This window comes from Kocuria sp. SL71, assembly GCF_026672465.1.
In the GTDB taxonomy this organism is placed as follows: domain Bacteria; phylum Actinomycetota; class Actinomycetes; order Actinomycetales; family Micrococcaceae; genus Kocuria; species Kocuria palustris.
Genome location: NZ_JAPPRE010000001.1, coordinates 1,565,029 through 1,585,534, shown reverse-complemented (window position 1 = coordinate 1,585,534; position 20,506 = coordinate 1,565,029). Strand labels below are relative to the sequence as shown.

At 71.7% G+C, this 20,506-nt stretch carries 12 protein-coding genes and 1 pseudogene; 6 read left to right on the top strand and 7 right to left on the bottom strand.

What is annotated here, in order from left to right:
- Window positions 1–100: 100 nt before the first annotated feature.
- Window positions 101–2,173: a WecB/TagA/CpsF family glycosyltransferase gene (locus tag OVA15_RS07095; protein WP_268144015.1), complete on the bottom strand. Its 2,073-nt coding sequence runs from the start codon at window positions 2,171–2,173 to the stop codon at window positions 101–103.
- A 336-nt stretch (window positions 2,174–2,509) separates the two neighbouring features.
- Between OVA15_RS07095 and mfd the strand changes: the two genes are divergently transcribed.
- Window positions 2,510–6,253: a transcription-repair coupling factor gene (mfd, locus tag OVA15_RS07090; RefSeq protein ID WP_268144013.1), complete on the top strand. Its 3,744-nt coding sequence runs from the start codon at window positions 2,510–2,512 to the stop codon at window positions 6,251–6,253.
- Between the two features lie 730 nt (window positions 6,254–6,983).
- On the opposite strand, the gene OVA15_RS07085 is transcribed toward mfd, so the two are convergent.
- The 4 genes from OVA15_RS07085 to nirB all read right to left on the bottom strand — a co-directional run bounded on the left by OVA15_RS07085 (window position 6,984) and on the right by nirB (window position 12,928).
- Window positions 6,984–7,280: a hypothetical protein gene (locus OVA15_RS07085; protein WP_024290039.1), complete on the bottom strand. Its 297-nt coding sequence runs from the start codon at window positions 7,278–7,280 to the stop codon at window positions 6,984–6,986.
- A gap of 137 nt (window positions 7,281–7,417) precedes the next feature.
- Window positions 7,418–8,125, bottom strand: coding sequence for a deoxyribose-phosphate aldolase (deoC, locus tag OVA15_RS07080; RefSeq protein WP_024290040.1), 708 nt, complete (start codon window positions 8,123–8,125; stop codon window positions 7,418–7,420).
- A 153-nt stretch (window positions 8,126–8,278) separates the two neighbouring features.
- Entirely contained in the window at window positions 8,279–10,231 is a 1,953-nt protein-coding gene (gene cobA, locus OVA15_RS07075; protein WP_268144010.1) for a uroporphyrinogen-III C-methyltransferase, read from the bottom strand.
- A 57-nt stretch (window positions 10,232–10,288) separates the two neighbouring features.
- On the bottom strand, window positions 10,289–12,928 hold the full coding sequence (gene nirB / locus OVA15_RS07070) for a nitrite reductase large subunit NirB (RefSeq protein WP_268144008.1): 2,640 nt from the start codon (window positions 12,926–12,928) through the stop codon (window positions 10,289–10,291).
- Between the two features lie 236 nt (window positions 12,929–13,164).
- Between nirB and nirD the strand changes: the two genes are divergently transcribed.
- Together nirD and OVA15_RS07060 are read left to right on the top strand one after the other, a co-directional pair.
- Window positions 13,165–13,506 (top strand): nitrite reductase small subunit NirD, encoded by a 342-nt coding sequence (nirD, locus tag OVA15_RS07065; RefSeq protein ID WP_206390300.1) that lies wholly within the window; start codon window positions 13,165–13,167, stop codon window positions 13,504–13,506.
- Entirely contained in the window at window positions 13,503–14,300 is a 798-nt protein-coding gene (locus OVA15_RS07060) for a sirohydrochlorin chelatase (protein WP_268144006.1), read from the top strand. Before nirD ends, OVA15_RS07060 begins: the two co-directional genes overlap by 4 nt.
- Before the next feature lie 26 nt (window positions 14,301–14,326).
- On the opposite strand, the gene OVA15_RS07055 is transcribed toward OVA15_RS07060, so the two are convergent.
- Both OVA15_RS07055 and OVA15_RS07050 read right to left on the bottom strand, forming a co-directional pair.
- Complete coding sequence (locus tag OVA15_RS07055) at window positions 14,327–15,136, bottom strand: trimeric intracellular cation channel family protein (protein ID WP_259895660.1); 810 nt, start codon at window positions 15,134–15,136, stop codon at window positions 14,327–14,329.
- A gap of 103 nt (window positions 15,137–15,239) precedes the next feature.
- Window positions 15,240–16,163 (bottom strand): SDR family oxidoreductase, encoded by a 924-nt coding sequence (locus tag OVA15_RS07050; protein WP_268144003.1) that lies wholly within the window; start codon window positions 16,161–16,163, stop codon window positions 15,240–15,242.
- Window positions 16,164–16,970: 807 nt separating this feature from the next.
- On the opposite strand from OVA15_RS07050, the gene OVA15_RS07045 reads away from it, so the two are divergent.
- The 3 genes and pseudogenes from OVA15_RS07045 (at window position 16,971) to fabG (ending at window position 20,441) form a co-directional block, all read left to right on the top strand.
- Window positions 16,971–18,071, top strand: a complete 1,101-nt coding sequence (locus OVA15_RS07045) for a 3-oxoacyl-ACP synthase III family protein (RefSeq protein WP_268144001.1) — start codon at window positions 16,971–16,973, stop codon at window positions 18,069–18,071.
- Window positions 18,068–19,471 (top strand): annotated as a pseudogene (locus OVA15_RS13430) (phytoene desaturase family protein); the annotation flags it as partial. The gene OVA15_RS07045 and the pseudogene OVA15_RS13430, both read left to right, overlap by 4 nt.
- A gap of 181 nt (window positions 19,472–19,652) precedes the next feature.
- The gene (fabG, locus tag OVA15_RS07040; protein WP_241180196.1) at window positions 19,653–20,441 is read left to right on the top strand and encodes a 3-oxoacyl-ACP reductase FabG; all 789 of its coding nucleotides are present in this window, start codon (window positions 19,653–19,655) and stop codon (window positions 20,439–20,441) included.
- Window positions 20,442–20,506 lie beyond the last annotated feature (65 nt).

Sequence of the window (20,506 nt, the reverse complement as noted above, 5' to 3'; positions counted from 1 at the left end):
CCCTCCTCACGGCGAGGCCACGGCACAGGGGCAGGCCCCGGAGACCTGAGGGTCTCCGGGGCCTGCCCCTGTGCCGTGCAGCTCGAGTCGGAACCAAGGATCAGCTGTGGACCATTGTGGAGTCTCTCTCGGCGACGACGGCGGCATGGGCTGCGGCCTCGGCTCGAATCGGCGCAGGTGCACGGCGGGCAGCTGAATCCTGCCCTCCGACCAGAGACCGGGCGATCACACCGAGGAAGCGCGGACCCTTGATCAGGTAGCGAGAAGCCAGCCGAGAGGGCTCCTGCGACAGTCTCCAGACCCACTCCAGGCCGGCATTCTGAATGGCTCGGGGCGCTCGTGACTTGGCCCCTGCGGCGAAGTCCACCGCGGCTCCGGCGCCGATGTAGACGGCGCTGGGCAGCTCGTGTCGCCAGTGGAGGAACCATTCCTCCTGCTTGGGCGATCCCAGGCAGAGGAAGACGACATCGGGGGACCGCCGCTGCAGGTCCTCCACTACCGACTTCGAAGCCTCGTCGGAGACATCGCTGAGGTGGGGGAAGGGGACGCGCTCGATCCATGCAGAGGGATTCTGCTCGCGGAGCTTCCGCACTGCGCTGGAGGCCACGTCCGAGGATCCTCCGGCGATCACTATGCGCCAGCCGCGGGTAGCGGACTGCTGGGCCATCAGCGGCAGCAGGTCGGCCCCCGTATGGCGGTGCACCTGGCGTGCGCCCAGAGCGCGGGCTAGGAGGACGAGAGGCATGCCGTCGATCAGCCGCAGACCGGCAGCCTCGTACGATCGGCGCAGTCCCGGGCTGCTTGCGAGATTCAGCACCTGATCGACGTTCGCCGTGACGACGAGCTCCGGTCGATCGGCATCGATGATCGCCTGGAGCGCATTCTCGAGCTCCTGGACGGTTCCGGTCTCCAAAGGCATTCCATCTATCACCGTGGTTCCGTGATCGTGGGCCAGGGTCGGGCGGAAGGTCTCAGAGGGCTCGCGGACGCTCATCAGCGAGCGGACCACCGCCGGCGCGCTCATCGTCGCCACAGTCTCAGGGATGCTCGTGCGTTCGAGCTTCGCGGCCTCGCGGATCCGCTGAGCCATCTCCTTCGGGTCTCGTCCGGTCACGAAGCCGTTGAGGCCGTCGATAACCACATGCCCCGGATCGGCCCCTTCAGTGACGACCACAGGCATGCCGGCTGCCAGGGACTCCACGATTACGGTGGGGAAGCCCTCGTAGCCGGGGAAGGAGGTCATCAGCAACACACCGGAAGAAGCCTGGGCTCGTGCCACCTCCGTCGGCTCCACGCGACCGTGGATGTGGATGCGCCGAGCGGCGTCGGAGGGCAGTGCCTGGACAGCTGTGCGAAGAGCTTCCAGCTGAGTGCCGGGCCCATAGAAGTGCAGAGTCCAAGGACGTCGGGGCTCCGCGTCCACCAGTTCGGTGAATGCCCGGACGGCCAGGCCAGGGTCCTTGAGCTTCTCGATCCTGCCGATCCACACGATGCGATGAGGGTCGTGCGCGGATGCATCGCGCGCGGCAGCCGAGACGAGGTCCGGGTCCCACCATGTGGGGGAGGCCTGGGCTGCCGGATTCCATTCGCGTACCGCGTCGATGCGCTCCGGGCTGAACACCCGGACATCGACGGCTCGTCGCGAGACGGCGCGCTCGAGTGCCGGATGCACCTTTCCCGCGAATCGCCAGAAGGAATCCGAGGAGCGTCCGGTGGAGCCTCCCACCTGCGTGTGGATCAGGTACACCAGCGGGCGGCGTAGCAGCACGAGGGAAGCGGCGGCGGTGTCCATCCGATGGCACTGGACCCGTGCGGCCCTCGGGAGCCGGTGAAGATAGCGCAGCAGCCCGGCCACGAGACGAAGGGTGTGCGGGATCCGGCGGGACTGATCTGCCGGATCCAAGCTCACAACAGGCAGGAAGTGGATACTGCGCTCCCCGAACCTGTGCTGCTCCCATCGGCCGATGCGCGATGGATCCCCGCCGGGAGTCGTATCGACTCCCACGACGGCGATAGAGGTCTCGGGCGGTGTGTAGCGCACGATGCCGCGGATGATGGTGTCGATGCCGCCTGGAGAGGTCCTGGCTGCATCGAACTGATGGATGATCAGCCAGTCGACGTGCTTCGGTGCGCCGAGCTGCGCGGATGACTGCGCTGAGGCATAAACGGACAAGACTCTCCCCAAGTGTCGTTCCCCCCGTACGGCGCCCGACAGTACACGTCGCCCATGGGGGCGCCGGGTGGGGGTTCAGGGCATCTCCACCCAAGGGCCCACAGCCGAACGGCTCCTCGGCGTGAAGCAGATGGCGCCCTGAGACGGGGTGGGGCGGCATTGACGCGTAGGCTGTACCGGTTCGCACGCTGGCGCTTCGCCCTGTCGTGTCGGATGTCAGCCGAAGTGACCACAGCTGAGGGTCGAGCGCGCTGACATGCAGAGACATACACGCAGAGTCGGCTGCACCATCGAGTCCGCAGCGCCGCACAGCCCCCACCAGGAGTCCCGCAGCACATGTCCCTCACCGGCCTCGCCGACATCCTCGCCCAGGAGCCCTCGCTGGCCACAGTCCGCGCCCAGGCGGGCGTGCGCCCTGCGGAGCGCTCCGCCGAGACCGTGATCAGCGTGGCCGATGGCATGCGCCCGGTGCTGATCAGCCAGCTGCTGGCGGGTCTGCGCAGCGCCCCGGCCTCCGACGGGCAGCAGCCGGTGCTGCTCGTGGTCACCGCCACGGGCCGGGAGGCCGAGGAGCTCGAGCAGCAGCTGCCGGCCTGGGCCCCGCAGGCTCAGGTCGCCTCGCTTCCGGCCTGGGAGACGCTGCCGCACGAGCGGCTCTCGCCGCGCTCGGACACCGTGGGCCAGCGCCTGGACGTCATGCGCCGGCTGGCTCACCCGGAGCAGGGGGCGCTGGATGTCGTCGTGGCTCCGGTGCGCGCGGTGCTGCAGCCGGTCGTGGAGGGGATGGGGGACCTGCAGCCGGTGATCCTCGAGCGCGGGGCCGAGCAGTCCTTTGACGACACCGTCCGGGCCCTCGCCGGTGCCGCCTACTCCCGCACGGACATGGTCTCCCGCCGCGGCGAGTTCGCCGTGCGCGGCGGGATCATCGACGTCTTCCCGCCCACTGCCGATCATCCGGTGCGCGTCGAGTTCTTCGGCGATGAGATCGAGGAGCTGCGCTGGTTCGCGGTGGCCGATCAGCGCACCCTGCGCAGCGGCGAGCACCCGCAGCGCATCGTGGCTCCACCGTGCCGCGAGCTGCTGATCACCCCTGCGGTGCAGTCGCGCGCCGCCCGGCTGAAGGACCGCCTGCCCGGGGCGGAGGCCATCCTGGAGCGGATCGCCGGCGGCATCTACTCGGAGGGCATGGAGTCGCTGGCCCCGCTGCTGGCCGATCGCATGGTGCCCGTGCTCTCGCTGCTGCCGGGCGGGTCGATCGTGGTGGTGCAGGAGCCGGAGAAGGTCCGTGCCCGCGCCGAGGACCTGGTGGCCACGAACGAGGAGTTCCTGGCCGCGGCCTGGGAGTCCGCCGCGGACACCGATCAGGCGCCGCTGGACGTGGCCCAGGCCCAGTCCCTGGAGGACGACGGGCGCACCCTGGCCTCCGGGTCCTTTCACACGCTGGCCCAGTCCCGGGAGACCGCTCTGGAGACCGGCCTGGGCTGGTGGTCCACGACCGCACTGACCGTGGGTGCGCAGCTCTCGGAGGTCGACGCCGACACCGACGAGGCGCTCGTGCGGCTGATGGACACCGACGCCGACACCCTGACCGTCTCGGGGCGGGCGCCGCGGCGCTTCGGCGGCGATGTGGAGGCGCTGCTGGAGCACCTGGGCTCGCTCGTGCGCAAGGGCTGGCGCGTGGTGGCCGTGACCGAGGGGCCGGGTCCGCTGCAGCGCCTGGCGGAGCTGATGGGCACCGCGGAGATCCCCGCCGCTCGCCACGAGTCCCTGGAGGTCGAGCCCACCGCCGGCGTCGTCGAGCTGACCACAGCCGGGGTGTCCACGGGCTTCGTGCTCGACGACCAGCGCGTGGCGCTGCTCAGCGAGGCCGACGTCCTGGGGCGCTCGTCGTCCTACGCGGCCAAGACCAAGACGGCGCTGCCGCAGCGGCGCCGGCGCAACGCGGTGGATCCGCTGGCGCTGCAGCCCGGCGACTACGTGGTCCACGAGCAGCACGGCGTGGGTCAGTTCATCGAGCTGATCGCCCGACCGATCGCCGGTGCGGTGACCAAGCCCGGGCAGCCCAAGCCGCAGCGCGAGTACCTGGTGCTCGAGTACGCCCCGTCCAAGCGCAATGGGCCCAAGGACCGGCTGTTCGTGCCCACGGACCAGCTGGACCAGATCTCGACCTATCAGGGCGGGGAGGCTCCGGTGCTGTCCAAGATGGGCGGCTCGGACTGGAATGCCAAGAAGCGCGCGGCCAAGCGGGCGGTCAAGGACATCGCCGCCGAGCTGATCCGCCTGTACTCGGCGCGCATGGCCACGCGGGGCCACGCCTTCGGCCCGGACACCCCGTGGCAGCGCGAGCTCGAGGAGGCCTTCCCCTACATCGAGACCCCCGATCAGCTCACCACGATCGACGAGGTCAAGGCCGACATGGAGAAAGAGGTCCCCATGGACCGCCTGATCTCCGGCGACGTCGGCTACGGCAAGACCGAGGTCGCGGTGCGTGCGGCCTTCAAGGCCATCCAGGACGGCAAGCAGGTCGCGGTGCTCGTGCCGACCACGCTGCTGGGCCAGCAGCACGTCGAGACGTTCTCCCAGCGCTACTCGGGCTTCCCCGTGCGCGTGGCGGGCCTGTCCCGCTTCCAGACCGCCAAGGAGTCCAAGGAGATCCTGGCCGGTCTGCGCGACGGCTCCGTGGATCTCGTGGTGGGCACCCACCGCCTGCTGAGCAAGGAGGTCCAGTTCAAGGACCTCGGCCTGATCATCGTGGACGAGGAGCAGCGCTTCGGCGTGGAGCACAAGGAGAAGCTCAAGGCCATGCGCACGGACGTCGATGTGCTGTCCATGTCCGCGACCCCCATCCCGCGCACGCTCGAGATGTCGCTGACCGGCATCCGCGAGACCTCCACGCTGGCCACGCCCCCAGAGGAGCGCCACCCCGTGCTGACGTACGTGGGCGCCTACACGGACCGGCAGGTCACCGCCGCGATCCGCCGCGAGCTCATGCGCGAGGGCCAGGTCTTCTTCGTGCACAACCGGGTCTCGTCGATCACCCGCCGCGCCTCGGAGATCGCCCAGCTGGTGCCGGAGGCCCGCGTGGCGGTGGCGCACGGGCAGATGTCGGAGACCGAGCTCGAGCAGATCATCCTGGACTTCTACGAGAAGCGCTTCGACGTCCTGGTCTCGACCACGATCGTGGAGACCGGCCTGGACATCGCCAACGCCAACACCCTGATCGTCGACGGCGCGGACAAGTACGGGCTCTCGCAGCTGCACCAGCTGCGAGGGCGCGTGGGCCGCGGCCGCGAGCGGGCCTACGCCTACTTCCTCTACGACGTCGAGAAGCCGCTGACCGAGACCGCCCTGGAGCGGCTCAAGGCCGTGGCCGCGCACAACGAGCTCGGCGCCGGCCTGCAGCTGGCGCAGAAGGACCTCGAGATCCGCGGTGCCGGCAACCTGCTGGGCGGCGAGCAGTCCGGTCACATCCAGGGCGTGGGCTTCGACATGTACCTGCGCCTGGTCGGCGAGGCCGTCTCCGAGTTCCGCGGCGACGAGGACACCGCGCCCACGGAGATGAAGATCGAGCTGCCGGTCAACGCGCACCTGCCGCACGACTACGTCCCGGGGGAGCGCCTGCGCCTGGATGCCTACCGCACCCTGGCCCAGGCCTCCGATGTGGACGGCATCCGCGAGGTCGAGGCCGAGCTGCAGGACCGCTTCGGCGAGCTTCCGGAGCCGGCTCGGCTGCTGCTCGAGGTCGCCCGCCTGCGTGTGATGGCCCGCTCGGTGGGCCTGTCGGACATCGCTGTGCAGGGGCCGAGCATCCGCTTCGCCCCGGCCGATCTGCCCGAGTCCAAGCAGATGCGCCTGCAGCGCATGCACCCCGGATCCAAGATCGTGCCGGTTCCGGGGGCCGACGCCTCCGGTGCCCGTCAGGTCCTGATCCCCAAGCCCAAGACGGCGCGCGTCGGAGGCAAGGACCTCACCGATGCCGCCGTGATCGACTGGGCTCGCCAGGTGCTCGTGTCGATCTTCGAGGCGCAGGAGCCGCAGGCATCGTCGAGCACAGCGCAGGCGCAGAGCGGTTCGCAGTGATCCCAACGTCGTCCCACGCCAGGGCGCAGATGTCCTCTACTGTGCGGAAGCTCATCTACTTCGGCTATTTAAGGGGACATGTCCGCTTTTCTGCACGGATCGCTACCTGATCGAGGACATCTCACCTATTCTTCTGAAGGTTGAGCGGATACGGGTTCACCACCCTGCCGCTGTACTGTGCAGAAGGTGCTTGTGACCTTGGGGGCACCAGCACCTCCCGCTGAAGCGGCAGACCCGCAGATGGAGCACCTGATCCTCGGGCAGCTCGCTGCGGCTGACGACCCGCGCGCGTCGCGCAGGCCCTTCGGCCCGTGACGCAGGAGAAGCCCCGCACCCTGGTCGGTGCGGGGCTTCTGTCGTCCCGTCCGCCCTCCCCAGCCGGCACCCCCAGCCATCCCGTTCGAGACTGCGGGAGACAGGAGCACGCCGAGGGGACGCAGCGGACGGCCTTCCGGGCCCGAATCGCGGCGGATGGGTCCCCTCGGCGACGATCCTCGACCGCGTACTCCTTCCTGCCCATACCCTGCGTGTCCGCCCGTGAGAGATCGCCTGTGCAGGCCTTCGCGCCGCGAAGGCCTGCACAGGCGACTCCTCCTGGCGGCTCGGGGCGGCAGCGGGCCCGCAACGCTGCCGAGGCCACATTCCTGGGTACGACGACGGCGCGCCGCCCGATCCCGCGAGGGGAGGGGCGGCGCGCCGTGAAGGGGCCGGAAGATGCTCCGGACGAGGCTCAGTGGCCGGCGGGCTTGCTGATGTTGGTCGCAGCCGAGGCCGGCAGGTCCAGCGCCGTCTCGTGCCCGCCGATGGGGCGCGAGCGGGTCTTGGAGGCCATGATCCCGGTGGGGACCAGCAGGGCCGCTCCGTAGACGCCGATGCCCAGCAGGAAGAGCCAATTATCGTGGTAGGCGAACAGGTAGAAGCTCACCAGGATGGTGGCCATGGCGCCGATCAGCAGGATCAGGCTGACCGCGCCGGTGCCTTCGCCGGAATGACGGCGGACCTTGCGTCCCTGGGCATCGACAGCCATTGAGTCCTCGTTTCCATGGTGCGGCGCGTGCGGCCGCGATCGTGCGGGTTCCTGACGGCCAGTGTACGTCCTTCGTGCAGCGGCCGCTCCGAGCCCCTGCCCGCGAGCCCAGCTGTGGCCCGAGGGCGCGCGGCGGCTCAGCCGAGCAGGGCGGCTCCGGCCGAGGCGCCGATGCGCGAGGCCCCGGCGCGCAGCATCTCGACGGCCGCCTCGTGGGTGCGGATGCCGCCGGAGGCCTTCACGCCGATGCCTCGGCCCACGGCCGCGCGCATCAGCTCGACGTCCTGGACCGTGGCGCCGCCGGTGGAGAAGCCGGTGGAGGTCTTCACGTAGTCGGTGCCGCCGGCCACGGCTGCCTCGCAGGCGACGGTCTTCTGGGAGTCCTCGAGCAGGCAGGTCTCGATGATGGTCTTCAGCTGCGCCCCGCCCTCGTGGACGGCCTCGGCCACTGTGCGGACGTCGTGCTCCATGGTGGGGCGGTCGCCGGCGCGGGCGGCCGCGATGTCCAGGACCATGTCGATCTCCTGGGCGCCGTTGCGGATGGCCTCGCGGGCCTCCCAGGCCTTGGCCTCGGGCGTGGAGGCGCCCAGGGGGAATCCGACGACGGCGCACACCAGCACATCCGAGCCCGCCAGGGCCTCGGCGGCACGGGCCACCCACACTCCGTTGACGCACACCGAGGCGAAGCCGTGCTCACGGGCCTCGGCGCACAGCTGGTCGATGGCCTCCGCGGAGGCCTCCGGCTTGAGCAGGGTGTGATCCACGCGCGAGGCGATGTCCGCGGCGGTGATGTCCGACAGCGAGGAGATGGGCTGGCGCTCGGTGGGGTCGTAGGCGGAGGTCATGTGCTGGGCCTTCCTCATGTGTGGGGGATCCCGCCCTGTGCGGACGAGCAGCGGCTCGGATGCCGCGCGGCGGCCTGTGGGCGGCTCGCCGGTCTCTGCTGTCGAGGGTATCGGGCAGCCCCGACGCCGGCTCGCTGAACTCGTCAGTGCGCCTCAGGGCTGCTGCCCGGGTCCCAGGACGTCGCAGAGCTGGTTGATCATGGCGCCCATGCGGAATCGCTCGGGCACCAGGGCGGGGATCCCGGCCTCCTCGAGGGGCTGAGCGGTCACCGGCCCCACAGTCGCCGCGACCACCGCGCGGGCCGATGCGTCCTGCCCCGGGTGGAAGGCCGCGGCGAAGTCCTCGGCCAGTCCCAGGGCGGCGGCTGCGGAGACGAGGGCCTGGGCGCCGGCGGCCGAGGTGAAGGTGACTGCATCGATCCGTCGGGCGCAGACCTCGCGCACGAGTTCGGGCACGGCGCCGGTCTCATCGGCGTCGGCCCATCGGTGCGGGGTGACCGTCAGGATCTGCGCCCCGGCCTCGGCCAGGCGCTGACGCTGGTCCCGATCCGCGAACCCGTTCTCCTGCCAGCCCACCACGGCGCCGCTGAGGCCGCGGCCGTAGGCCTCCTGCATCAGGTCGACGAGACGGGGCAGGGTCTCGTCGGGGGAGATGCCCGCGTCCTGCAGCCCCAGATTGCGCACGGCCGCCCGTCCCTTGGGCCCGCGCACCCACAGATCGGCCTCAGAGAGCACCTCGAGCGCTTCCTGGGACAGCCCGGCCGCCTCGACGACCTCCCACCACCGCTTGAAGCCGTAGCCCGTGGTGATCACGAACAGCCCCGGGCGTGCGGCCAGCAGGCGGCGCGTGTCGGCGATGACCTGCTCTTCCTGCTCCACGGGCACGAGCTTCAGCGACGGAGCGGCCAGGACCTCGGCCCCGCGACGGCGCAGCGCGCCCATCTGGTCCTCGGCCCGGCGGTGGGCGGTCACCGCGATGCGCCGCCCGGCCAGCGGCAGGTCGTTCTGCGCGGTGTCGGGCGGTGCCACGGCCCGGTGCGGGGTGAGCTCGCCGAGCACGCGCTCGCGGTCCTCGGCGGCCAGCGCGGCGACCGGCCCGATCACGGTCACCGCGGGCGAGACCGCCGAGGCCAGGTCTACGACGGCGCTGCCCAGCTGGCCCGTGAGCGTGCGCTGATCGGGGGAGAAGCCCTTCTCCACCACGGCGATCGGCAGCTCGGGGGAGGCCCCGGCGCGCATCAGCCCGCTCACGAGCTGCGGCAGGGTGGAGACCCCCATCAGCACCACGAGGGTGGCTCCGGTGCCCAGCAGCCGCGCGAAGCCGGCCAGCTCGTCGTCGTCGAAGGGCATGTGCCCGGAGGCCACGGTGAAGGCCCGGGAGACCTCGCGGAAGGTCAGTGGGATACCAGCCGCGCCGGGCACGGCCACGGCGGAGGTGATGCCGGGAACGGTCTCCACGGGGATGCCCCAGGACTCGCAGTCGGCGGCCTCCTCCCCGCCGCGGCCGAAGACGTAGGGATCCCCGCCCTTGAGGCGCACCACGCGGCGGCCGCGGGAGGCCGCGGTGAGCAGCTGGCGCTGGATCTGCTCCTGGGGCACCGGGTGGTGCCCGGGCCACTTGCCCACGCGCACGATCTCGGCGTGCGGGGCCTGGGCCTCGACGACGCCCTGCGGGGCCAGCCGGTCCAGCAGCACGACGTCGGCATCGGCCACGGCCTCCAGCCCGCGCACTGTCATCAGCTCCGGCGCACCGGGGCCGCCGCCCACCAGGGACACGCCCTTGCCGGGGGCGGGCACGACCGAGACCGGCACGGGTCCGTGGGCTTCACGGAGCCGCAGCAGCAGCCCCTCCCAAGGGGCGCGATCGCCGACCACGACGACGAGTCCCGGTGCCCCGCCTCTCAGGGCCTGCTCGGCAGCGGCCTCGTCGCCGGGTGCCTCGCCCGCCTCGGCCGCGGCGCCGGAACCAGCACCGGCGGCACCAGCCGGACCGGCGACCGCGCGGACCTCGGCGCCGGCCGCGCGCAAGCGCCTGGCCGGGCGGGAGTCGTCGTCGGCGCCGAGCAGCAGGAGGCGAACGCCGTCCACAGAGGTATCGAGAAGCATGTGATCAGCCTAGAACGGCAGGCCGGTCGTCTGGTCCACGCCCCGGCGGAGTGCGGCTCAGCCCTGGGCGCCCACCGGGATGCGGGTCCCGGAGATCAGCACCGGCCCGGAGCCGTCCTCGGCCGCGGCGATCTCCTCCGGGGTGGCCGGGCGGATCTGCTCGCGCTCGAGCACGTACTGGCGGGCGGAGTCGTCCGAGGCATCCGGGTCGTTGACGAACGGGCGGAACCGGCGCAGGCGCTGCGGGTCGCGCAGGGTCGCGGCCCACTCGTCCTCGTAGCCCTCGACCTGGCGCTGCATGTCCGCCTCCAGGTCGGCGCAGATGCCCAGGGAATCGTCGATCAGCACCGCCTTGAGGTGGACGATGCCGTCGCCGTACTCCTCGTCGAGGTCCTCGAGCCATCGGGCGGTGCGCTGCAGCTTGTCCGCGGTGCGGATGTAGTACATGAGGTAGCGGTCCACGTACTGCACGAGCTCGGCCTCCGAGACGGACTCGGCGAAGACCCTGCCGTGAGCGGGATTCGCCCCGCCGTTGCCGCCCAGATACAGCGTCCAGCCCTCGGGGGTGGCCATCACGCCGATGTCCTTGGACTGGGACTCCGCGCAGTCGCGGGCGCAGCCCGAGGAGCCGATCTTGAACTTGTGCGGCGAGCGCAGCCCGCGGTAGCGGTTCTCCAGGCGGATGCCCATGCCCACGGAGTCCTGCACGCCGTAGCGGCACCAGGTGGAGCCCAGGCAGGACTTCACGTTGCGCAGGGACTTGCCGTAGGCCTGCCCGGACTCGAAGCCCGCGTCCACGAACCGCTTCCAGATCGCGGGCAGCTCCTCGAGTCGGGCCCCGTAGAGCCCGATGCGCTGAGCACCCGTGATCTTGGTGTAGAGCCCGTATTCGTGCCCGACCTCGGCGATCACCGCGAGCTTCTCCGGGGTGATCTCCCCGCCCGGGATACGCGGGACCACCGAGTAGGTGCCGTCCTTCTGCATGTTGCCCAGGTTGCGGTCGTTGGTGTCCTGCAGGGTACCGCGGCCCTCGTCGAGCACGTAGGCGTGCGGCTGGGAGGCCAGGATCGAGGCCATGGTGGGCTTGCAGATCGCGCAGCCGTCCTGACCCCTGCCGAAGCGCTCGAGGGCCTCCGGGAACGTGCGGATGCCGGTGGCGCGCACCGCCGCGTAGAGCTCGGCGCGCGAGAGCTCGAAGTGCTCGCACAGCGCCTTGGAGACCGTCAGGCCCATCTCGGCCATGGTCTTCTCGAGCGTCTTGTGCATCATCGGCACGCACGAACCGCACTGGGTGCCGGCATCCGTGCACTTCTTCAGCTCCGGCACGGACTGGTGGCCGTCGCGCACGGCCTGGCGGATCTCCCCGAAGGGCACACCGTTGCACGAGCACAGGATGGCGTCATCGGGCAGCTCGGTCTCGGGGGCGTCGCCGCCGGCCGCGGAGAGGTAGCGAGCCGGCTCGGCCGGCAGCGGTCGGCCCTGCAGGGGGCGCAGGGCGTCGTAGGGCTCGGCATTGCCTACGAACACGCCGCCGATCAGGGTCTCGCGGTCCTCGGCCACCACGAGCTTCTGATAGATCCCGGCCACCGGATCGGAGTAGTCGACCTCGATCGCCCCGGGCGTGGTCGCGTAGACGTCGCCGAAGGAGGCCACGTCCACGCCGGCGAACTTCAGCCGGGTCGAGGTGTCGAAGCCGGAGACCTCGCCGTCCCCGCCGTGGAGGCGATCGGCCACGACCTCGGCCATCTTGTTGGCAGGGCCCACCAGGCCCCAGGTCTGGCCCAGGATGTGCGCGACCTCGCCGATGGCCCACACGTGGGCCACGGAGGTGCGGCAGGCCTCGTCGACGACCACGCCGCCGCGCGGGTCCAGATGGAAGCCTGAGCGCCGCGCCAGGCCGGAGCGGGGGCGGATGCCCACGCCCAGGATGACCATGTCCGCCTCGAGCCGGCGCACCACCGCCTCGGGACCGGGGCCGTCGGCGACGTTCACGCCGATCACGTTCTCCTGCTCGTCCAGCTCCACGCCCTGGATATAGCTCGAGCACTGCACGTCCAGGCCCTGCTCGCGCATCAGCGAGTTGACGGCCAGTCCGCCCTCGCGGTCCATCTGGGTGCACAGCAGGAATTCTGCGACGTCCAGGATGGTGGCCTCCGCACCCAGATCCAGAAGCCCGGCGGCGGCCTCCAGACCGAGCAGACCGCCGCCCACGACCACCCCGCGCGGGGCGCGCCCCAGCTTCTGCTTCCGCTGCTCGACCTCGGCCACGATGCCGCGTACGTCGTCGATCGTGCGGAAGACGTGGACCCGGTGGGCGCCCGGGATGTTCAGGGTAGCGGCGTTCGAGCCGGTGGCCAGCACGAGCTCGTCGTAGGCGAAGGTCTCGCCGCTGCGGGTGAGCACCGTGCGGGCCTTGACGTCCAGCTCGGCGGCGCGCTGGCCCGAGCGCAGCTCGATGCCCGGTGTCTGCCACATATGCGGATCGCCCAGCGTGAGGTCGCGCTCGGCGTCCACGAACAGCTTCTCCAGGGCCACGCGGTCGTACGGGGTCCACTTCTCCTCGGAGAGCACCGTGATCGTGTCCTGGCCGAGCCCGCGCTTGAGCATGGACTGCACGAAGCGGTGAGCGGCGGGGCCGCCTCCGATGACGAGGATCCGGCGTCCGGTCGAGGTGTCCTGGGCGGTGGTCTCTGACATGAGTGGCTTCCTTCGCATCGCGGGTGGGCTCGTTCCGATCAGACCACGCGCCCCCGGGCAAGGAGGACCTCAGTTGCCTTCAGATGCTGCGCGACCTGCGCGCGGCAGCGGCCTGCGGGTACGGTTCGGGACAGGGCCGCGCCGAGCTCGCGGCGCCCTTCGAGGCCTCCTGCGGAGGGCTCGCACACCGGGCACGGCGCTCGCCGCGCCCGAGGACCCAGGCAAGGAGCCGCATCATGAGCGCCACGACCGCCGTCGAGATATGCCGCCTCGAGGACCTGGAGACCGGCTGGGGCGAGGTCGCCCTGGTCGAGGGCCGCCAGATGGCCGTCTTCCGGCTGCCGGACGACACCGTGGCCGCGGTGGATCACGCCGATCCCCGCTCGGGCGCGCTCGTGATCGCCCGCGGGATCGTGGGCGCCACGCTCGACGGGACCCCCACGATCGCCTCCCCGCTCTACAAGGAGGTCTACGACCTGCGCACGGGCCAGTGCCTCACGACCGATGCCTACGAGCTTCCCGTCCACGACGCGGCCGTCTCCCCGCAGGGCCGGGTCGTCGTGGCGCTGCGCCCGTGAGCGCGCGGGGCGCCGGAGCCCCTGGACCCCGGTCCGAGGTAGACCCCGTCCTGCTGCTGTGCGCGCACGGCTCGCGCTCGCCGACCGCTCAGCGCGCCACGGCACGGATCACCGAGCAGGTCGGGCGCCTGCTGCCGGGAACCGAGGTGGTCGAGACCTGGGTCGACGTGCAGGCCCCGGATGTCGCTCAGCGATGCGCCGAGCTGGCTGATCGCCCGGTCGTGATCGTGCCCCTGCTGCTGTCCGCCGGCTACCACGTGCGCCACGATCTTGAGCTGGCCGTGCACGGGCGGCCGCACCATGTCGTCGTCGGTGCTCTGGGACCGGATCCGCGGCTCTCCACGCTGCTCGCGCGCCGGCTGGCGGAGGCTGAGCAGGAGCCCGTTGCGGCCGAAGACGGCCACGCCGCGGCCGGGGCAGGCGAGCGCAGCGAGGATCCGGTCGTGCTGATCGCCGCCGGTTCCTCCGACGCGCGCGCGGTGGCCGATGTCCGCGCCCAGGCGCAGGATCTCGCGGGGCGTCTGGGGCGCCCCGTGGAGACGGGCTTCGTCTCGGCCGCGCAGCCATCGGCGCCGGAGGCCGTGGAGGCGGTGCGGAAGCGGACGGGGCGGCCGGTCACGGCGGCGTCGTTCCTGCTGGCGCCGGGGCAGTTCCACGACCGGGCCGCGGACGCCGGAGCCGAGCGGATCTCGGCGCCGCTGCTCGTCGAGGACGCAGTGGCCGAGGAGATCCTGGAGATCGTGCTGCAGCGCCGGCAGGAGGGCCTGCGACTGCTGGCCTCAGGCGGGCGCTGAGCCCGGGCGGCGGCAGGTGAGTGCGCTCAGTCGTCGTCCTTGTCCGAGGCGGCGGAGTCCTCCCGCTCGACCTGGACGATGGGCATCATCCCCGTGCGGGCCTGCTCATTGCGCTGGCTGCGCTGCCGGCCCAGCCGACCCTTGTGCACCACGATCCGCGGCCTCTTGGCGCTGGCGGTGCGGGCCAGCTGCCGCCCTGCGGAGCCGACATCCCAGCCGCCCTGACCCGGAAGCGTCCACCCCAGGGTGCGCGTGAGCACGGTCAGCAGGGCCGCCAGGAGGATCGCGGCCCCCATGCCCCAGTTGGGTCGACCCAGCTCCCACGCGGCCGCCATGGTCAACGCGCTGGCGAACGCAGTGGTGGCCGTGAGGGTGTTGCCGCCGAAGATGCCGGGGACGCGGCCGATGCAGACATCGCGCACGGCGCCGCCGCCGACCGCGGTGATCATCCCCAGCATGATCGCCGGGATCCAGCCCAGCCCGGCGGCCAGCCCCTTGGAGGCGCCGGTGGCGGCCCAGCAGCCCAGGGCCAGCGCATCCGCCGCCGAGAGGGCCCGGTGCATCCAGCGGCCTTTGATCGGGAGGTTGAAGATCAGGCCCGTGCCGATCAGCGCGGTGATGAGGTAGGTCGGATCGCTGAGGGCCACCGGCCTGCCGTTCTGGAGCAGGACATCGCGGATCATGCCGCCGCCCAGCCCGGAGAGCACGGCCAGGACCAGGAAGCCGATGATGTCCAGCTTCAGGGAGCGGGCGATCGCTCCGCCGAGCACGGCGTTGACGAACACCCCCGCCAGGTCGACAGCGCGGAATACCGCCTCAGGGTCCAGCAGCTGCACGACCGCCTCCTCATCGGGATGCCGACACGACAACGGGCCGCGGTCTGCGGCCCCGCCGAGGCTATCAGCGCGACGCGGGGCGACAGCGCGCAGGGGCTGCGGCTCAGGCGCTGCGCACCGGCTGCTGCTCGAGCCAGGTGTCGAACGGGGTGGTCTGCTCGCCGAAGACCTGGAAGTAGGTCGTCGGGTCGGCGATCTCGCCGTGGGCCTGCATGAGTCCCATGGTGTCCAGGGCGCGGGTCAGCCCGCCCTTCATGAACAGGCGATTGACGGGGTTCATGAACCACAGCGGCATCACGGTGACCTTGGCCCCGGGGCGGGTGGCCTTCAGGTAGCGGCGCAGCGCGGACTTCAGCGTCATGGGCTCGCGGCCGGTGACCTCGAAGACGCGGTCCTGGGCCTGCGGCATGGCGTAGCTGCGCGCGATCGCATCCATGAGGTCTGCGCTGATGATGGGGTGGAGGGTGTGCGGCTGCGGGCCCAGCAGCATGCCGCGCCCGTTCTGCACGAAGGACTCGAGGGTCTCGGCGAAGAAGGCCGGTCGGAAGACGGTCGCCGGTGTGCGCGCGGCCAGCAGGTGCTGCTCGGCGCGGACCTTGGCTCCCTCGCCGGGGTGATCGGCGAACTCGGGGCGGGCGTACATGCCGGAGATCATCGAGATCCGGGTGATGCCCAGCTGCCCGGCCGCCCGTGCCACGTGCCGCACGCCCTCGTCCTCGACGGCGCGGATCTGCTCGGGATCATTGCCTCCGCTCAGGGAAAGGTGCACGGCCTCGGCGCTCTCGAGCGCCCCCGGCAGGGTCTGCGGGCGCGTCACGTCGGCCACGCGGGCCTCGACGCCGGCCGGCAGGTCCGTCTGCCGGCCGCGGGCCACTGCCAGGACGCGGTGGCCGCGGGCGGCGAAGACCTCGACGGCGCTGCGGCCGAGCTGCCCGGTACTGCCGATCACGGCGATCGTGCGCGGAGCTCCGGAGGCCCGCGTCTGCGGGTCCTGCTGCGGGGCGGGCGTGCGGTCCGTGCGATCCATGTCCTGTCCTCCTGGTGGGGTGCGGCGGCCGTGCGGAGGCCGAGATCCCCTTCATCGTGGGGCACCGGCCTGGGAGGGCGCGCGGCGCGGGCGGGGATGTGACGGGGCGTGTCCGGTCCGGGCGAGACGGGGTGTCCACACTCCTGGGGGATCACGTTCCCCGCTCGGGGGACAATCACGCCGCGAAAATGCACTTAAGACTGGACGCAGGCCCGTGACGTGCCACGATGAATACTCGAGTTCGGCAGTGACCGGAACCTCGCGCCGCGCGAGCCCACCTGATCCAGGGCGATGACCGCGGTGCGACGTCCGCGCCGGGACCGCCCGCGAACAACGGCGCCCCTGGGAAGGGTGCGCCAGGCGGGCGCGGCGCGGAAGCCGGTGAGGCTGCGGGCTCGACGGGCAGGCGCAGTCGATGCGTGCAGTGCATCGGTGCCCTCTCCGAGCCGCACGGCGGTGGAGCACACCGCTCGAGCAGGACCACAGGCCAGAGGGAGGCTGCAGCATGGCTTGACAGGCAACAGCGCTCGAGGGACAGGGCGCCGGCATGCACGCGACGGGGGCGGTGGCACGGCAGGCCGTCGCCGATCCGACGGCAGCCGCCGCGAGCCGCGCCGCTCTGCGCCTCGCCGGAGCACGGGCAGCAGCCCGCACCTGACCGAGCCGGCCGCGAGCGGCTCCCAGACCGGAAGCAGGACGCGCAGCGCGTCCGCCAGGCTCCACCGCACCGCCCCTGCAGCGGCCCCTGATGGGCACTGCCCGAAGACCCAGCACCACCCGAGCACCTCCGAGAGGACCCCACGGACCATGGCACGAGCACGGATCACCGGCGTCGGCGGCTACCAGCCCGGCGAGCCCATCGGCAATGACGTGATCGAGGAGCTGGCCGGCGAGCTGCCGGCCGAGGTCCTGGAGGGGCTGTCCATCCAGCAGCGCTTCTGGCTGATCGACCCGCGCACCGGCGAGCACCGCGAGTCCAACGCCGACATGGCGACCGAGGCCGCTCGTCGCGCCCTCGACTCGGCGGGACTGGTCCCGGAGGACATCGACGGCATCATCCTCTCGACCGGAACCCCCGAGTACACGCTGCCGCCCACGGTCGGCTACGTGCAGGAGCAGCTGGGGCTGGAGAAGGTCGCGACCATGGAGCTGCGCTCCGCCGGTGCCGGCACGGTGCAGGCACTGGAGATCGCGCGCATGCAGATCGCGGCCGGCACGCGGCGCCGCGTGCTCGTGATCGGCTCGGAGTGCATCTCCCCGGTGCTGGCCGGGACCTACCTGGCCATGCCCAAGGAGAAGATCCGCATGCGCGACCGCGTGCCGATCTACATGTTCTCCGACGGCGCCGGCGCCATCGTGGTCGAGGCCTCCGACGACGAGTCGAAGGGCCTCGAGCCCGGGGCCGAGCAGGCCATCGGCGGGAACCGCAAGCCCGGCATCCACGCCGTGGGCGGAGGCACGTTCAAGCCGCTCGTGGAGCAGCAGCGCACCAAGCGCCTGGTCGATCTGCGCGTGGACGTGGTCGGAGCAGGCGAGTTCACCCCCGTGATGGTCCTGGAGGCGCTGTCCGGGACCCTGGCCGCCGCCGGGGCGACACCGGCCGATCTGGACTGGTGCCTGATCCCCGAGGGCAATGTGGGCTGGCTGCTGGACTCCATGGAGGAGCAGGGCACGCTCAACGCCGACTTCAAGGCCCTCGAGGGCAAGGTCTTCGACAACCTCGCCGACACCGGCGCCTGCGGCTCGGCCGCCGTCCCGCTGTTCCTCGATCACGCCTGGCGCTCGGGCATGATCGAGGTCGGCCAGCGCGTCAGCCTGATCGGCGTCGAGGCCACCAAGTGGATCTGGGCCGGGATCACTCTGGACTGGACCGCGCCGGCTCCTGCGAGCACCGGGCGGGACGCATGAGCGCCCGCCACGATGCGATCGTGATCGGCGCGGGCCTGTCCGGGCTCAGCGCCGCAGCCCTGCTGGCCCGAGCCGGGCTGGACGTCGTCGTCCTGGAGAAGGCCGACGGCCCCGGCGGCTGCGCCCGCTCCTTCACCCGCGACGGCTTCACCTTCGATCCGGCCGTCCACGTGACCGTGGAGGCGCGGCCGGAGGCCTATATCGGCCTGCTGCTCGAGCACCTGGGCGTGGCCGATCAGGTCGTCTTCGAGCGCTTCGGCGAGATCTACCGGGTGGATCTGCCGGGCTTCTCGATGGTCGCCCCCACCGGGCGCGAGGACTTCCTGGCCGCGCATCAGGACGCGTTCCCGGCTCAGGCCCGCGGCCTGGCCGAGCTGTTCGAGATGCGCCGCGAGCTCTACGAGCAGACCTCGTCCATGCCGCAGCGCCTCGATCTCGCCGAGGACATCGAGGCGGTCATGGCCCGCGTCCCGCGCGTGCTCGAGCACCGTCGTTCGACCGTCGAGTCGGCCAGCGCGCCGTACCTGGACGACGAGCGCGCCCGCGCCGTCATGGGAGCGATCTGGCCGTACCTGGGCTCGAGCCCCGACCGGCTGTCCTTCCTGCTGTTCAACCAGATGCTCGAGACCTTCCACACCGGCGGATGGTTCCCGCGCGGCGGCTTCCAGTCCCTCGTGGATGCGATCGTCTGCGGGCTGGAATCGGCCGGCGGCACGCTGCGCACCGGCGCCGAGGTCACCCGCGTGCTCAGCGCCGACGGCGCCGTGACCGGCGTGGAGCTGGCCGACGGCGAGCAGATCCTGGCCGAGACCGTGATCGGCGCCTCCGACGGCACCGCGCTGCTGGCAGAGCTCGTGGGCTGGGACGCCCTGCCCGCGTCCTGGAAGCGGCGCGTGGAGCGCTACACGCTGGCCCCTTCCGCCGTGACGCTGTTCGGCGGCTTCGACGGCGACCCGCAGCAGCTGGGCATGGTCGACGAGAACATCGTCTTCCGCCACTGGGACCACCGCCGGACCTGGGCCGAGCTGCAGGACGGGCGCCCCGGCGGGATCTGGGCCTCGGTGCCCACCCTGGTGGATCCCGGCATGGCCCCGGCCGGGAGGCACTCGGTGACGATCACCGGCCTGGTGCCGGCCGAGCTGTCCCGGGACTGGTCGGCGGCCAAGCCCGAGCTGGCAGAGGACATGATCGCCGCCGTCGAGACGGCCTTCCCGGGATTCCGCGACGGATTCGACCTGATGGAGACCGCCACGCCGGCCACCTACGCGCGCTGGACGGGCAACCGCGGGGGAGCGGCCTACGGCTGGGAGAACACCCCGTCGCAGACCGCCTCCAAGCGCCTGCCCCACGTCACCCCGCTCAAGGGCCTGCTGCTGGCGGGGCACTGGTCGGAGGAGGGCGAGTCGTCGCTGCGGGCCCTGACCTCGGGCCGAGCCGTCGCCGAGCTGGCCGCCGAGCGCCACGGGCTCCCGGGGCCGTGCCGTCGTTCGGCGGGCCGTCGTCGCTGCGCGAAGCCGCTCGGGCCGGTTCCTGAAAGAGCCGGACCCGAAGCACATGTCAGCTGCAACCGGGAGAAATCAGATGAGCGAGCAGAACCAGACCGAGGGCGCCGGGCGCCGGGCCGCCCTGGTCACGGGCGGCTCCCGCGGCATCGGCGCCGCGCTGAGCCTGCGCCTGGCCCAGGACGGCTTCGACGTGGCGGTCAACTACCGCTCCGGCGCCGAGGCCGCGCAGGAGACCGTCGAGCAGCTCCGCGAGCTCGGCGTGGAGGCGATCGCCGTGCAGGGCGATGTGGCCGACCTCGAGCAGATGAAGGCCGCGGCCGCCCGCGCGATCGAGGCCTTCGGGCAGCTCGACGTGGTCGTGAACAACGCCGGGATCTCCAAGGACGTGCTGATCTCGTCGATGCAGACCGAGGACTGGCGCTCCGTCATGGACGTCAACTTCGGCGGCGTCTTCAACGGCACCAAGGCCGTGCTGGAGCACTTCATGTCCCGCGGCACCGGCTCGATCATCAACATGTCCTCCGTCATGGGCGAGCGCGGCTGGGTGGGCGAGGCCAACTACTCCGCCTCCAAGGGCGCGATCAACGCCTTCACCCGCTGCTCGGCCGTCGAGCTGGCCCGCTTCGGCATCCGCGTCAACGCCGTGATGCCCGGCTTCGTGCCGACCGAGCTCGTCGAGGAGCTCGTGGCGAAGTCCGGCGCGGGGATCAGGAGGCAGCTGCCCATGCGCCGGTTCGGCGCTGTGGAGCAGATCGCCGGCGTCGTGTCCTTCCTGGCAGGCGAGGACTCCGCCTACATGACCGGCGAGTGCCTGGCCGTCGACGGCGGCGCCGCCGCCCAGCTCGGCCTCGGCCGGCCCAAGTGACCCGCGCCGACCGGCGCGCCGCGAACCACCCGACCACCCCGAAGGATCCGCCGAGCATACCGCTC